We start from the raw sequence: 14034 nt of genomic DNA on the forward strand, positions 1-14034 counted from the left end.
TAAGTGTATCTCCGAGTGTTAAAACTGAATGTTAGCGGGACACGGACGCGGGTTCCACGCCTTCCTGCTCTGTAACGGAATCCGGTTCCGGCGCGTTTTCAGGCGCAGGCCCAAGAAAGCGCGCAAATTCATCGCCCAGGGTCCGTCTGGACCAGTCTTCAACCACCGCCAGGCGATCAATAATGATCGAGGTACGCCACCAGGTATCCTGGGCCAGCGGTGTGTAACGGGTAAATGCAATCGCAACGATCACCACCACCACGCCCCGCAAAAGGCCAAAACCCATTCCAAGCACCCGATCGGTGGCCGACAAGCCGGTGGCCCGAATCAGATGGCCGATCATGTTGTTGATGATGGCACCGACGATGAGCGTTCCAAAGAAAAGTATGGCAAAAGCAGCAATAAGCCGGACAAGCGGCGTTTCAACCGTGCTCTCCAGCAGGGACTGCATCTGGGGGTGGAAGGTTCTGGCCAGGATAAACGCGCCCACCCAGGTCACCAGCGAGAGGGCTTCCCGTACAAAGCCCCGTTTCAGACTGATGAGGGTGGAAACTGTAATCAGGGCGATAATGACCCAGTCAATCCAGATCAGCGCTTCCATTGAAAACCCGGTGGAGAAAAGGAAGCGCGAATTCTATCAGGAAACCCCGGTTCGCCAAACCGCAAGACACACATAAACCGGACCCCGGGCGTTATTTTTCGCCGGAGGTCACCAGGCTGTTAAGACCAAAGGCATCGTCCAGAGCCCTTTTGGCCGATTCGGCCTCGGTTTTTGACGCAAAGGGCCCGCTGAAGACCCTTGTCAGCGTTGTGTCGCCGCGGACAACCTCCTGAAGATGCGAGCCATAGCCCTTTTCCCGGACCTGATCTCTCAAGCGTCGGGCGTTGTCGGCATTGCCAAAGCTGCCCAACTGCACCACCCAGGCGCCATCCAGCGACCGCTCATACTCTGCAGCTTCTGTGGCAGCATTCTCCGAGGTTTGTTCAGATGTCTGAGCCGGCTCATTGGCGGATTCCTGAGCGTTGCCGCTCTCGGGCTGGGCAGCATCGGACGAATCGGTTACGTCCTGCATCTCATCCTGGCCAGGCGCCTCTTCGAGGATACGATAACCCGGGGAATCCCCTGCTTCTTGCGCGCTTGAGGGTGCTGCCAGGCCGCTATCGCTGGACTCAAGACCGTAAGACGGCGCCGGCGCCAATTCCGATTCGGGCGCTTCCACTTCAGGGAAAGGCGGCTCTTCCGGAATCTTGATGGTTGTGGACGTGCGCTCGGAATGAGGCTCATCAAAAAGCATGGGAACAAAGATAACCGCCAGGGAAACAAGTACCAGCGCCCCGATTATTCTCTGTTTCAGTCCATCCACGTTGCTAGGCTCCCAACTGTTATGACTGCGCCCCGACGGGCACCCATGCGCAGATACTAACTGGCCGGCAACCGGAACTCAAAGTGTCAGGCCCGGCCATGGACAAAGTTTAAGGCGGCCTGCCTAGCTTCCGGCTACCTTGCCAGCGAGCAGAATCTCGCGTCCTTCAGCGACCGTAAAGAAAGAACCGAACACAACCACGAGATCGTTCGGGTCAGCCACGGCCAATGCTGAAACTAACGCCTCCCGCACGGATTCGAAAGCCGTCGCCTGGATCCCTGAATCGGCCAGTCTTGCTTGCAGGTCTTGACCGGAAAGGCCTCTTGGTACTTTGAGGCCGGCCAGATACCAGGCATCGACCACATCAACCATGGCTCTGCCCACACCTGCCACGTCCTTGTCCGCCAGGGCACCATAAACACCATGCACCCGTCTACCCGGGGATTTTAGCTGACTCAGCTGACCAGACAACCAACCGGCAGCATGGGGGTTATGGCCAACATCCAAGAAGATATCCGGTGCGGAACCAACACGCTCAAAACGCCCGGGTACACTCAGACCTGAAAGCACCTGCTCAATGACTGGTACCGGCAGGTTCGGTTCAAGCTCGCGTATGGCAACCACGGCGGCTGCCACGCTTTTGATCGGCAATGGGCCGGCGGGCAGACGAATCGCCTGGCCTTTATGGCGAAGCTCTACCGCCGGAGCATCATCGCCTTTTTGCTGCTCGGTCACCAGCTCATAATCACGCCCCAGCAGAGCCAGTTCGACCTTCTGCGCAGTGACCTGCTGAAGCACCGAGCGGGGCGGATCAGAATCGGCATAGACCGAGGGGATGCCCGGCCTAAGGACACCGGCCTTTTCAAACCCGATGACTTCGCGATTGTCGCCAAGGAAGGCAACATGGTCGATGTCCACCGATGTCAGGATGGCAAAATCCGCGTCCAGGACATTGACAGCATCCAGCCGCCCACCCAGGCCAACCTCCAGCACCCAGTCGTCGAGGCCCGCATCGGCAAAGGCCACGAAAGCGGCAAGGGTTCCGAATTCAAAATAGGTAAGAGAGACTTTGCCGCGTGCTTCTTCGACGGCTTCGAATGCACTGACAAGCGCGTCGTCGGAGATATCCTCACCATTAAGACGCACACGTTCGTTATAGCGTTGTAGATGGGGCGAGGTGTAGGCGCCAGTCCGGCGGCCAGCCGCGCGCAAAAGCGCCTCAACAGTAGCAACCGCGCTGCCTTTGCCGTTAGTGCCAGCCACAGTGATGATCCGGGCGGACGGCTTTCGTCGGAACAACCGCCGCAGGACCACGAGGACCCGGTCCAGGCCAAGATCAATCTCTGTAGGGTGTATCGCTTCCAGGTAGGTAAGCCACTGATCGACGGTGGCACCAGCCCCCGGCGATGCCGGGGGCTGGTCTGCAGGGTTACTCGGCAGGGGCATCGGTTTCAGGCTTCTCCGAGACTTCAAACTCGATCGGGTCTTCGGTTCCCGGGCGCTCCTGGCCGGTAAACTTGGCGAGCACATGAGCAATGCGTTCGCGCATCTGGTGGCGATGGAGAATCATATCAATCGCGCCATGCTCAAGCAGGAACTCACTGCGCTGGAAACCTTCCGGCAGTTTTTCACGAACCGTCTGTTCGATAACCCGGGGGCCGGCGAAACCGATCAATGCGTTTGGCTCTGCAATGTTGAGATCCCCCAGCATGGCCAGACTGGCGGACACGCCACCGAAGACAGGGTCCGTCATCACCGAGATATAGGGAATACCCTCAACTTTCATCCTCTCAAGCACAGCGGCTGTCTTCGACATCTGCATCAACGACAGGATCGCTTCCTGCATGCGGGCGCCGCCGCTGGCTGAGAAGCACACCAACGGGATACGCTCCTTGAGGGCAACATTTGCGGCCTGGACAAACTTCTCCCCGACCACTTGCCCCATGGAGCCACCAAGGAATCCAAATTCGAACGCGCAGGCAACCAAAGGAACCCCAAGCGTCGTGCCTTTCATTGCTACAAGGGCATCCTTTTCCCCAGTGGCCTTCTGCGCCTGGGACAAACGATCTTTGTAACGCTTACTATCCTTGAACTTCAATCGGTCCCAAGGCTCAAGCTCAGCGGCAACTTCTTCACGACCCTCCGGATCAAGAAAAATTTCGAGGCGTCGACGCGCAGTCACCCTCAGGTGGTGGTTGCATTTGGGGCAAACATCCAGGTTTTTCTCAAGTTCCGGCTTGTAGAGAAAGGCACCGCATTTGGGGCATTTCTTCCACAACCCCTCCGGAACACCCGTTCTCTGCTTCGACTCCGAGCGAATCTTGCTCGGCATTATCTTGTCCAGCCAGTTACTCATGGTCTCATCCTGTCCTTTGACGCCTGTTTGCCCTCCTCCCCTTCATTCAGGAGGCGAGACTGTCCAGTGCTTCACGCATCGGGTGGAGCAGATCCGTCAATGCCCGCTTGAGCTGGTCGGTATCTGCCTGATTTCTGGCTATTGTATCGACCAGGACGCTGCCAACAATTACACCATCGGATACCCGACCGACCGCCGCGGCAGTTTCCGCATCACGAATACCGAAACCGACACCCACCGGGAGAGCTGTCAGTTCGTGAATATGATTCACCTTGGCAGCTACCTCTTCCACGTTGATGGTGGCCGATCCCGTCACACCCTTGATAGAAACATAGTACACATAACCGGAGGAGTGCTCACTGATTGCCCGGATCCGGTCATCGGTCGTGGTTGGTGAAAGCAGGAAGATGGCGTCGAGATTTCGCTGGGTGAACAGCGGAGCAACCTCGTCGGCCTCTTCCGGTGGCAAGTCAACGGTCAGAATGCCGTCTACGCCAGCATCCTTGGCCGCATCCGCAAAACGCTCGTAGCCCATGGCTTCCATCGGGTTCAGGTAGCCCATCAAAACCACCGGAGTTGCGTCGTCTGACTTGCGGAACTCCTTGACCATGGCAATCACCTGCCTCAGCGAGGTACCGTGCACCAGGGCCCGCTCACAGGCAAGCTGGATTACCGGGCCGTCTGCCATGGGGTCAGAGAACGGCACCCCCAGCTCGATAATATCTGCCCCCGCCTCAACCAGCGTGTGCATCAGATCTACCGTGACATCGGGATGCGGGTCACCGGCAGTAATATAGGGAATAAGTGCCTTACGACCTTGTCCTTTCAGGGCCTTGAGGACCCCTTCAATTCGGCTCATGCCTGCTCCTGTTAATTCTTCAGATCTCGATGCCTTCAAGCTTGGCAACCGTGTTAATGTCCTTGTCGCCACGCCCGGAAACGTTAATGACAACGGTCTGGTCTTTGTCCATGGTCGCCGCCAGTTTGATGGCATAAGCGACAGCGTGAGCCGTTTCCAGCGCGGGCATAATGCCCTCGACGCGGGTCAATTTCCGGAACCCTTCCATCGCTTCGTCATCGGTAACGGACACATAATTGGCACGGCCAATGTCCTTCAACCAGCTGTGCTCTGGACCCACCCCTGGATAGTCCAGGCCGGCACTCACCGAATGCGTCCCTGCGATCTGGCCATTTTCGTCCTCCATCAGGTAGGTGCGGTTACCGTGAAGCACGCCAGGACGACCGGCACAGAGTGGTGCCGCGTGTTTGCCAGTATCAATGCCCAGGCCGCCAGCCTCGACACCGTAAAGCTGTACCGATTCGTCAGAAAGGAACGGATAGAACATGCCAATGGCGTTGGAACCACCACCCACACAAGCAACCAGGGCATCCGGCAATTTGCCGGTTTTCTCCAGCGCCTGACGACGGGTTTCACGACCGATTACCGACTGGAAATCCCGGACCAGCAGCGGATATGGATGCGGCCCCGCAACGGTACCAATGATATAGAAAGTGTCGTCCACGTGAGCCACCCAGTCACGCATCGCATCGTTCATGGCATCCTTTAGGGTTTTGGTGCCACCCTGAACGGCATGTACCGTCGCGCCCAGAAGCTTCATCCGGAACACGTTCAGAGACTGTCGCTGGACATCCTCCGCGCCCATGAACACATGGCATTCAAGACCCAGACGCGCGCAAACAGTGGCAGTGGCAACACCGTGCTGACCCGCACCGGTTTCGGCAATGATCCGCTTTTTACCGAGGAAACTGGCAAGCAGCGCCTGGCCGATCGTGTTGTTCACCTTATGGGCACCGGTGTGACAAAGATCTTCACGCTTGAGCCAGATCTGGGCGCCGCCGGTTTCACGGCTGAGACGCTCGGCGAAATACAGAGGGGTTGGCCGGCCAACATAGTCCGCCAGTTCCTTGTCGAACCGCGCCTGGAATTCCGGATCCTTCTTCAGGCGGGCGTATTCTTTCTCGAGCGTCATCAGGGAATCCATCAGAGTCTCGGAAACAAATCGCCCACCAAAGGCGCCGAAGTGACCCCGCGCGTCCGGCAGTGCGCTCAGCATTTCTTCAGTCAGTTTTACAGACACGGTGAACCTCTTTAATAAAATGAGAAATTTTCTGGATATCCTTGATGCCTTTGTCCTGTTCAACACCGCCACTGACATCTACAGCCCAGGGTTTCACCTGTTTCACAGCGGCAAATACGTTATCAGATGACAAACCCCCGGCCAATATGATCGGAAGCGGCCGGTAGTCAGGGATCAGATCCCAGTTAAACGATTTTCCTGTGCCTCCATACCGGTCTGGATCCCAGGCGTCGACCAGCAGGCCGGAGGCATTGTGAAACTCCTCGAAGGCAGCTTCAATCTGCCCCGCCTCTCGGACCCTGATGGCCTTGATCCAGCGTCGACCAAAACTGGCACAGAAATCCGCCGATTCGTCGCCATGAAACTGCAGCAAATCCAGTGGCACCCGCTCGAGAACCGCCTCGACTTCCTGCCTGGATGGATTAACAAATAATCCGACCACCGACATGAACGCCGGAACACGCTTTGCCAACTCGGCGGCCTGATCCAATGACACTGACCGGGGACTCGGCTCATAAAAAACCAGACCCAGGGCGTCGGCGCCGAATTGAACAGCCCCGTCGATATCCTCGGGGCGGGTAAGGCCGCAAATTTTGACCCTTGCGCTCATTGGCTCGGAACCCGCTGTTTGACATGGATGTGTGTTGGGGTGAACGGACTGTTTTCTTCCCGAGTGAACCAGGGCCGCAGAAAGCCCGGGCCGCACTCGACAGCGGGAATCCCGAATTCCTCCGGGTACCCCACATCGACCAGATACAGACCATGGGGAGGCGCTGTTACACCTGCAGCTGTCCGATCTCTGGCGACCAGTATCTCATGAATCCACTCCGGTCGCTGCTTTCCCGAACCAACCGCCATCAGGGCACCGGCGATATTCCGGACCATGTGGTGCAAAAACGCGTTGGCCTGCACGTCTATTACGACAAAATCCCGTTTCCGGGTTACCGAAATACGTTCCAGAAACCGAATCGGTGTTCGAGACTGGCATCCGGCCGCACGGAAAGAGGAAAAGTCATGCTCTCCCGCCAATGCCTGGGCGGCCCTGTGCATACGATCTGCGTCCAGTGGGCGGAAGGTCCAGCTTACCTGGCCCCGCTGTATACCCGGACGCACTGGATGGTTGTAGATGATGTAACGGTAACGCCGATAGGTCGCGGAAAATCGAGCGTGGAAATCACCGACTCCGTTTCCGGCCCAGTGCACGGAAATGTCATCGGGCAGCGCCGTGTTTATACCCATAACCCAGGAGCGCAGGTTACGGACAGACGGAGTGTCAAAATGAGCGATTTGATAGCTGGCGTGCACCCCGGCATCGGTACGGCCCGCACACACCAGATCAACTGCATGGTTCGCAACCTTTGCCACCGCTGCCGTCAGTTCCGCTTCCACCGATCGAACACCGGATTTCTGGAGCTGCCAGCCGTGAAACCCACGCCCATCATATTCGAAGGCAAGTGCGACGCGGCCCGCGCCTACGGCGTTATCGGTGGAGAGCTGCTGAGTCTTGAGAAACAAGTGCGAATCCGAAGAGAATGGTTCTATAAAAACAAAGCGCCGACCTTATTGCCGGGAGGATACCCGGCGGCCGGCGCTTGCTTCCTGTCAGACCCGATTATAACGGATCAGGACAGATTTTTAAGGAGGTCTTGCGCCTCTGCTTTCTGGTCTTCGTTTCCTTCAAGGGAGACTTCTTCCAGGATGTCGCGAGCTCCGTCGGTGTCACCCATCTCGATGTACGCCCGCGCCAGATCCAGTTTGGTAGCGGCCTCATCGGTTCCGGCCAGGAAGTCGAAATCGTCCTCGTCACCGAGTTCGCTTTCATCGATGTCCGCAACCTGCGATTTGCGCGACTCATCGGAAACTTCATCAGACGCGACCGGGAGATCAAGATCACTTTCAGATGTCTCCGAGTCTTCGAGCTCATCGGTTACACCCAGTTGCTCGAGATCCTCGGCATCTTCAACCGTCTGTTCAGGATCCGCTTCCTCCGCATCGCCCTCACCGAGTGTGTCCTCAAGACCAAGCTCTTCATCGAGTGACGCCTCTTCGCTCTCCTCGGGGTTGGCTGAATCGGCAGAATCGGAAAACTCTTCCATCAGGGCCAGGTCTTCATCGGAGACGTCCAGTTCCAGGTCATCCAGCGAAGATTCTTCCATCTCACTGCCACCAAGCTCGTCTTCTTCACCGGCTACCTTGTCCAGTTCAGCATCGAGCTCATCCAGGAATGACTCGTCCAGCGAATCAATATCCGATTCGCCGTCAGTATCAGCACTCTGCTCAGTACCTTCCTCGGATGTAGTTTTAGGCCTTTCGTCTGGCAGCTCCTCCGTCAGGTCTCCTTCGTCCAGATCACCCTCTTCCAGATTAAGGCTCAGGTCGTCATCAGAATCGTCGAGCCCCTGCTCTGCGCCGGATGGCTTGTCAGTGTCCTCTTCGAATTCCGAAGACAGATCCCAGTCTGTGGACTCCTCAAGCTCGGAGGTGTCTTCGGTCGAAGGCTTTTCTTCGTCCGATTCCAGCTCCAGGCCCGAGAGATCGTATTCGATCATATCGTCACGGCTTTCTTCTTTGCCCTCGCCGGATGCGTCCTCCTTGCTGGCCTCGGATTCGTCAAGCTCATCAAGCTCGAAATCAGACAGGTCAGCCTCTGAAAGTTCCGAATCAAAGTCGCCAAACTCGTTCTCGGCCGGCTCTTCTTTCTCAGCATCAAACTGATCGGCGAGAAGTTCTTCAGATTCAGGCTTGTCCTGCTTCTCAATGGACTCATCACCGGTTTCGTCAGAATCATAGGACGTAGCGAACGAATCGGAACGTAACTGAGATTCAAGGTCATCGATGCTGGGCATCGACTCCGCCTCTTCCAGCCGCGCGCGCAGCTCGTTCGCAGTGGTCAGCGCTTCTTCATCGTCCAGAGCCTCGACCTCTCCGAATTGTTTTTCGAAAGAGTCGCGATCCTGGGTATCTGCGTAGACACCGAGCAGCTTCAAGCGCAGATCGGTGCGACTGGGCTCACGGGAAATTGCGGTTTCCAGAGCTTGGGCAGCCCGATCATGTTGACCATAGGCAATGTAAGAGTCAGCCTCGGCCAGGGCGTCGCCAGCCGCAGATTGCTGATCCTCTTCATCCAGGCTCAGATCGAAGGAATCCGTTTCTTCGTCGGTTTCATTGTTCAGCTGTTCGTAAAACGCCTTTTCCCGGTTTGCATTGCGGCGGGCAAGCAGCAGGAGAAGCAACAGCAGAACGATCAGACCGCCACCAAGGGCAATCTGATACATCGGATTACCAGTTATGGCATCAATAACGTTACCGGGGAAACCTTTATCGGCAGCCGGAGCCTGTTGAGCAGGCTTGGGCGCAGGCTCTGCAGATTGCTCTGTTTGTGTCGGGGCTGGCTCCGCCGCCGCAGTTTCTTCAACCGCATCATCGGTAGCCTCAACCGCCGGCTCGTCCGCTCCAGACATTTCAGCCTGTTCTGATGCGTCACCGGAATCGGCACCCATCTGATCATCGGATGACTGATCGGAACCGGCCATTTCGTCAGTTTCATCGACCATAGCCTCGGACTCGGCCATGTCGCCTGATTCACCCGCAGCTTCCGCATCCTCAGCTTCACCGTCCATCATGTCCGAATCGACGGGTGCCGTATCACCTTCAACGGCCTCGTCCATGGCGACAGATTCCTCTGCTCCAACATCGGCAGCCGGACTTTCAACGGGTGCGGTCTGCTCCGCCGTTTCATCACCGGCAGTCTGCTGCATTTCAGCAAGCTGGGTATTCTTGAGCTCAAGCAGGCGCTGCAGAGTCTGCACCTGGTCCTGCAGGTCCTCAACACGACTGTTCAGCTCATCGTTCTCCCGGCGAGCGCTTTCGAGCTCTTCCATCGCGACCGCTGTGCCGGCATCAACGCCGCCCGGCAGTTCGCTGTCACCGCCCGCGGAGCCACTTTCGCTGGCCTCACTGCCGGCGTCCTCGGACACCACGAGTTTGAGCTCATCACCTCCGGCGCCAGCCTGCTGTTGGGGCGCGGACGCTGCCTGCTGCTCGGCGGTTGCATCGACTGTGCGCTGGGGCGTCTGGAATTCCTGATTCTGCTGGGCAACCACGCGAGTAGCTTCAGCGCGAGTTCGACTCTGGATCTGGTCCAGAGACGGGACACGCAGCACTTCACCGCGCTTCAGTCGATTGATGTTATTGCCAATGAATGCGTTCGGGTTCAGGTCCTGGATTGCCAGCATGACCTGCTGCATAGAGACACTGTTGTCTGGACGCACTTGAGACGCGATGGTCCACAATGTGTCTGAAGCTCCGGTGGGCCCGAATGTATCAGCCTGATATCCGGAACCCAGCGACCGCTCGGCCTGAGCCTGGCGACGAACTGATTCGGCACTGCGAGTGGTCGTCGGCTGGCTGGTTGTCTGGGACGTGGAGACTGTTGGAGTGCTGACCTGTTCCTGCACGCCGGACTCTTCCGCGTATACAGGTGGATCCACCAGAACGGCGTATTCCCGCATTAACCGGCCGTTTGGCCAGGTCAACTCAAGCAGGAAGTTGAGGTACGGTTCCCTCAGAGGTTCACGGGAGGACACATTGACAATGAGACTGCCATCATTGCCGGTGACCACCTGGAACCTGAGTTTACTGAGAAACTGGTTGCGATCCAGCCCCACCCGCTCATATGCCTGTTCCGAGGCAATATTGACGAACACGTCCGCTGGATTGACGCCACGGCTTTGGGGCAGAACAATCTCTGCGTCCAGTGGCTCGTTCAGATAGGACTGAAGTTCTATTTCACCCAGCCCCAGGGCCTGTGCGACGCCGGATCCGAGCCCTCCCGCCAGAGCCAGGGCAACCGCAAGCTTGCGTACCTTCATGCTTTTTCCTTTCCAGTCTCCGTTATTCGTTACTGCTCTTTTTCAAACAGAATCGGACGAGGTTGGATGACTTTCGTCTTGATAATTCTCGTTATTATGTGTTCTTTTTAATTTTCAGTCCGGCAAGTATTGTTGATAAAACCTCTTTTATCAATCAATCAGCCGCAATCCTTGTACCATTTTTTTATCAATCACGCGGAACTACCTAGCGCTCTTGAAAATAACAGGGGCGGAGGCTGAAATCAGCCTCCGCCCCCTCACCGGTTTATCGAAACCGGACACAGTTGGCATTTATTGCCTCTGTGTAACAATTTTTAACGCTCCTGAAGGATCCGGAGCATACGGCGCAGCGGCTCAGCGGCACCCCACAGGAGCTGATCACCCACCGTAAACGCGGAAATGTATTCCGGCCCCATGGTCAGCTTGCGGATACGGCCGACAGGAACGCTCAAGGTACCGGTCACCTTCGCTGGAGTAAGTTCCTCAATGGTCGCATCACGATCATTGGGAATCACTTTTACCCAGTCATTCGCTTTCGCAAGGATCGACTCGATTTCAGAAACCGGGAGATCCTTCTTCAGCTTGATAGTCAGCGCCTGACTGTGGGAGCGCATTGCGCCAATCCGCACACAGATGCCGTCGATGGGAATCGGGTTATCGGAGCGCCCGAGAATTTTGTTGGTCTCGACCCCCGCCTTCCACTCTTCCTTGCTCATGCCGTTGTCGAGCTGCTTGTCGATGAACGGGATAAGACTGCCGGCCAGGGGCACCTGGAAGTGCTCGGTCGGGAAGCCGTCCGAACGCATGGTTTCGGTTACCTTGCGGTCAATCTCCAGAATCGCGGAGGAAGGATCGTCCAGCTCAGACTTGACGCTCTTGTTGAGCTCGCCCATCTGGTTCAACAGCTCGCGCATGTTCTGAGCGCCAGAACCGGAAGCCGCCTGATAGGTCATGGGCGACACCCACTCGATCAGATCCTGCTCAAGCAGGCCACCCAAAGCCAGCATCATCAGGCTCACGGTGCAGTTACCACCGATGTAGTCCTTGACGCCTTTCTCAAGCGCGGCGTCAATCACGTTTCGGTTGACCGGATCCAGAACAATCACCGAGTGGTCGACCATCCGCAGGGTGGAGGCTGCATCAATCCAGTAACCTTCCCAGCCCGCGTCACGGAGCTTCTGATAAACCGCGCCGGTGTAGTCGCCACCCTGACAGGTCACGATGACATCCATGGTTTTCAGAATCTCGACGTCAAACGCGTCCTGCAGAGGAGGAACGTCGTCTTTTCCCACGTCCGGCGCAGGCTTGCCAGCCTGGGATGTGGTGAAAAACACCGGTTCGATATCGGCGAAATCGTTTTCTTCACGCATGCGTTGCATGAGGACCGAGCCCACCATGCCACGCCAACCTACAAGTCCAACTCGCTTCATGTGCGATCTTCAGACCTCGTTTTATGCCCGCCCCATGCCTTTATCGCTGGCAGGGACAGGATGGATGATCCCGCGGCAACTGCATCGCGTTGCCGTCGGGTCTCAAATACGCCTGTCAGGGCCTGGCCTCTTTACAGTGCAGCCAGAACCGCCTCCCCCATTTCCCGGGTGGACACTTTCTTTGCGCCCTCAGACATGATGTCCGCTGTTCGCAGACCCTGATCCAGGACCTTGCTGACCGCCGCTTCAATGGCTTCAGCAGCTTTTTCCTCATTCAGACTGTACCGCAGCATCATGGCAGCACTGAGGATGGTGGCCAGCGGATTGGCAATGCCCTGCCCGGCAATATCCGGCGCAGACCCGTGGCAGGGCTCATACATGCCCTGCTTTTCGGAGTTCAGCGACGCCGATGGCAACATACCGATCGAGCCGGTGAGCATAGCCGCTTCGTCCGAAAGAATATCACCAAACATGTTGCCAGTCACAATCACGTCAAACTGCTTGGGTGCACGGACCAGCTGCATGGCGGCATTGTCCACGTACATATGAGACAGCTCCACGTCCGGATATTCCCGGCGGAGATCGTTCATGATTTCCCGCCATAGAACAGTCACTTCCAGCACGTTGGCCTTGTCCACGGAGCACAGCTTCTTGCCCCGCTGCTGCGCGGCTTCAAAAGCCACCCGCCCGATACGACGAATTTCCGATTCTGTGTAGGCGTAGGTGTTGTAACCCTGGCGCTCTCCGCTCTCCAGTTCGCGCACACCGCGCGGCTGACCAAAATAGATGCCACCAGTCAGTTCACGGACAATCATGATATCCAGCCCGGAAACAACTTCCGGCTTCAGAGAAGAGGCGGAGGCCAGTTGAGGATAAAGGATTGCCGGGCGCAGGTTGGCGAACAGCTCCAGGTTAGAGCGCAACCCCAGCAACCCCTTCTCCGGGCGCTTAGCCATGGGCAGACTGTCCCACTGAGGACCGCCCACGGCACCCAGAAGGATCGCGTCGGCTCTGGTGGCCTTTTCGAGGGTTTCATCCGGCAGCGGTGTGTCGGTTTCATCAATCGCCGCACCGCCCACGAGGCCGGACTCGAAGCTCAGGCCGAGATTGAACTGATCATTGATCTTGTTGAGCACTTTTTCCGCTTCAGCGACAATTTCCGGACCGATACCGTCGCCGGGAAGCATCAGGATAGTTCTGGGCATGTTTTTTCCTTGTTCCATTCCTTCAGGTCGAATTAGCGCCAGCGTAATCCGACAGCCTATTCAACCCCCGGCACCAAACAGCCAGGGCGCAGTTTTACGGCGGCTTTCTTCGTAAGACCGGATCAGCTCAGCGTCTTCCAGCGTCACGCCAATATCATCCAGGCCGTTCAGCAGGCAATGACGACGGAAATCATCCACCTCAAAGGTAAAGGTTTCGCCGGATGGGGTAGTTACAGTCCTGGCTTCCAGGTCGACTGCCAACTGATAGCCTTCACTCTGCTCCACTTCCCGGAATAAACGATCGACAATTTCCTCTGGAAGAACAATGGGTAACAACCCATTCTTAAAGCAGTTATTATAGAAAATATCCGCAAAACTCGGAGCAATAATCACCCGGAACCCGAAATCCTCCAGAGCCCAGGGTGCGTGCTCCCGGCTTGAACCACAGCCAAAGTTACGTCGCGCCAACAATACACTGGCGTTCTTGTAGCGGTCCTGATTCAGGACAAAATCCGGATTAATCGGACGGGTGGAACAATCCTGATCCGGTTTGCCTTCATCCATATACCGCAACTCATCAAACAGGTTCGGGCCGAAACCCGTGCGCTTGATGGACTTCAGAAACTGCTTGGGAATGATCATGTCCGTATCCACGTTGGAACGGTCCATGGGGGCGACAACGCCCTGGTGTTGCTTCAATGCGCGCATG

12 protein-coding genes are annotated in these 14034 nt (G+C 56.8%); all 12 read right to left on the reverse strand.

Annotation, left to right across the window (positions count from 1 at the left end; translation table 11 throughout):
• Positions 1–31 precede the first annotated feature (31 nt).
• Positions 32–601: a CvpA family protein gene (locus tag HP15_RS09075; protein ID WP_008171742.1), complete on the reverse strand. Its 570-nt coding sequence runs from the start codon at positions 599–601 to the stop codon at positions 32–34.
• Positions 602–692: 91 nt separating this feature from the next.
• Complete coding sequence (locus tag HP15_RS09080) at positions 693–1364, reverse strand: SPOR domain-containing protein (RefSeq protein ID WP_014577183.1); 672 nt, start codon at positions 1362–1364, stop codon at positions 693–695.
• Between the two features lie 123 nt (positions 1365–1487).
• Entirely contained in the window at positions 1488–2810 is a 1323-nt protein-coding gene (gene folC / locus HP15_RS09085; protein WP_014577184.1) for a bifunctional tetrahydrofolate synthase/dihydrofolate synthase, read from the reverse strand.
• Entirely contained in the window at positions 2794–3720 is a 927-nt protein-coding gene (gene accD, locus HP15_RS09090; protein WP_008171745.1) for an acetyl-CoA carboxylase, carboxyltransferase subunit beta, read from the reverse strand. Before accD ends, folC begins: the two co-directional genes overlap by 17 nt.
• A 46-nt stretch (positions 3721–3766) precedes the next feature.
• A complete protein-coding gene (trpA, locus tag HP15_RS09095) occupies positions 3767–4579 on the reverse strand; it encodes a tryptophan synthase subunit alpha (RefSeq protein ID WP_008171746.1) in 813 nt (270 codons plus the stop codon).
• A gap of 19 nt (positions 4580–4598) precedes the next feature.
• A complete protein-coding gene (gene trpB, locus HP15_RS09100; RefSeq protein ID WP_373274847.1) occupies positions 4599–5807 on the reverse strand; it encodes a tryptophan synthase subunit beta in 1209 nt (402 codons plus the stop codon).
• The gene (locus HP15_RS09105; protein ID WP_014577185.1) at positions 5800–6429 is read right to left on the reverse strand and encodes a phosphoribosylanthranilate isomerase; all 630 of its coding nucleotides are present in this window, start codon (positions 6427–6429) and stop codon (positions 5800–5802) included. The genes trpB and HP15_RS09105 overlap by 8 nt, the downstream gene beginning before the upstream one ends.
• Positions 6426–7334, reverse strand: coding sequence for a tRNA pseudouridine(38-40) synthase TruA (truA, locus tag HP15_RS09110; RefSeq protein ID WP_014577186.1), 909 nt, complete (start codon positions 7332–7334; stop codon positions 6426–6428). Before truA ends, HP15_RS09105 begins: the two co-directional genes overlap by 4 nt.
• A gap of 107 nt (positions 7335–7441) precedes the next feature.
• Positions 7442–10690 (reverse strand): FimV/HubP family polar landmark protein, encoded by a 3249-nt coding sequence (locus HP15_RS09115; RefSeq protein WP_014577187.1) that lies wholly within the window; start codon positions 10688–10690, stop codon positions 7442–7444.
• 314 nt (positions 10691–11004) lie between these two features.
• The gene (gene asd, locus HP15_RS09120) at positions 11005–12120 is read right to left on the reverse strand and encodes an aspartate-semialdehyde dehydrogenase (RefSeq protein ID WP_041645233.1); all 1116 of its coding nucleotides are present in this window, start codon (positions 12118–12120) and stop codon (positions 11005–11007) included.
• Positions 12121–12251: 131 nt separating this feature from the next.
• Entirely contained in the window at positions 12252–13325 is a 1074-nt protein-coding gene (gene leuB, locus HP15_RS09125) for a 3-isopropylmalate dehydrogenase (RefSeq protein ID WP_041645234.1), read from the reverse strand.
• 60 nt (positions 13326–13385) lie between these two features.
• Positions 13386–14033 carry a 3-isopropylmalate dehydratase small subunit gene (gene leuD, locus HP15_RS09130; RefSeq protein WP_014577190.1) on the reverse strand — a complete coding sequence of 216 codons (648 nt, stop codon included), beginning with the start codon at positions 14031–14033 and terminating at the stop codon, positions 13386–13388.
• Position 14034: the final 1 nt, after the last annotated feature.

Origin of the sequence: Marinobacter adhaerens HP15 (genome assembly GCF_000166295.1) — a bacterium.
Taxonomy (GTDB): Bacteria; Pseudomonadota; Gammaproteobacteria; order Pseudomonadales; family Oleiphilaceae; genus Marinobacter; species Marinobacter adhaerens.

Bases quoted from the DNA above. Each gene is read 5' to 3' on its own strand.
- HP15_RS09075 (WP_008171742.1), bottom strand. From the start codon at position 601: ATGGAAGCGCTGATCTGGATTGACTGGGTCATTATCGCCCTGATTACA.
- folC (WP_014577184.1), bottom strand. From the start codon at position 2,810: ATGCCCCTGCCGAGTAACCCTGCAGACCAGCCCCCGGCATCGCCGGGG.
- accD (WP_008171745.1), bottom strand. From the start codon at position 3,720: ATGAGTAACTGGCTGGACAAGATAATGCCGAGCAAGATTCGCTCGGAG.
- trpA (WP_008171746.1), bottom strand. From the start codon at position 4,579: ATGAGCCGAATTGAAGGGGTCCTCAAGGCCCTGAAAGGACAAGGTCGT.
- HP15_RS09105 (WP_014577185.1), bottom strand. From the start codon at position 6,429: ATGAGCGCAAGGGTCAAAATTTGCGGCCTTACCCGCCCCGAGGATATC.
- HP15_RS09115 (WP_014577187.1), bottom strand. From the start codon at position 10,690: ATGAAGGTACGCAAGCTTGCGGTTGCCCTGGCTCTGGCGGGAGGGCTC.
- asd (WP_041645233.1), bottom strand. From the start codon at position 12,120: ATGAAGCGAGTTGGACTTGTAGGTTGGCGTGGCATGGTGGGCTCGGTC.
- leuB (WP_041645234.1), bottom strand. From the start codon at position 13,325: ATGCCCAGAACTATCCTGATGCTTCCCGGCGACGGTATCGGTCCGGAA.
- leuD (WP_014577190.1), bottom strand. From the start codon at position 14,033: ATGCGCGCATTGAAGCAACACCAGGGCGTTGTCGCCCCCATGGACCGT.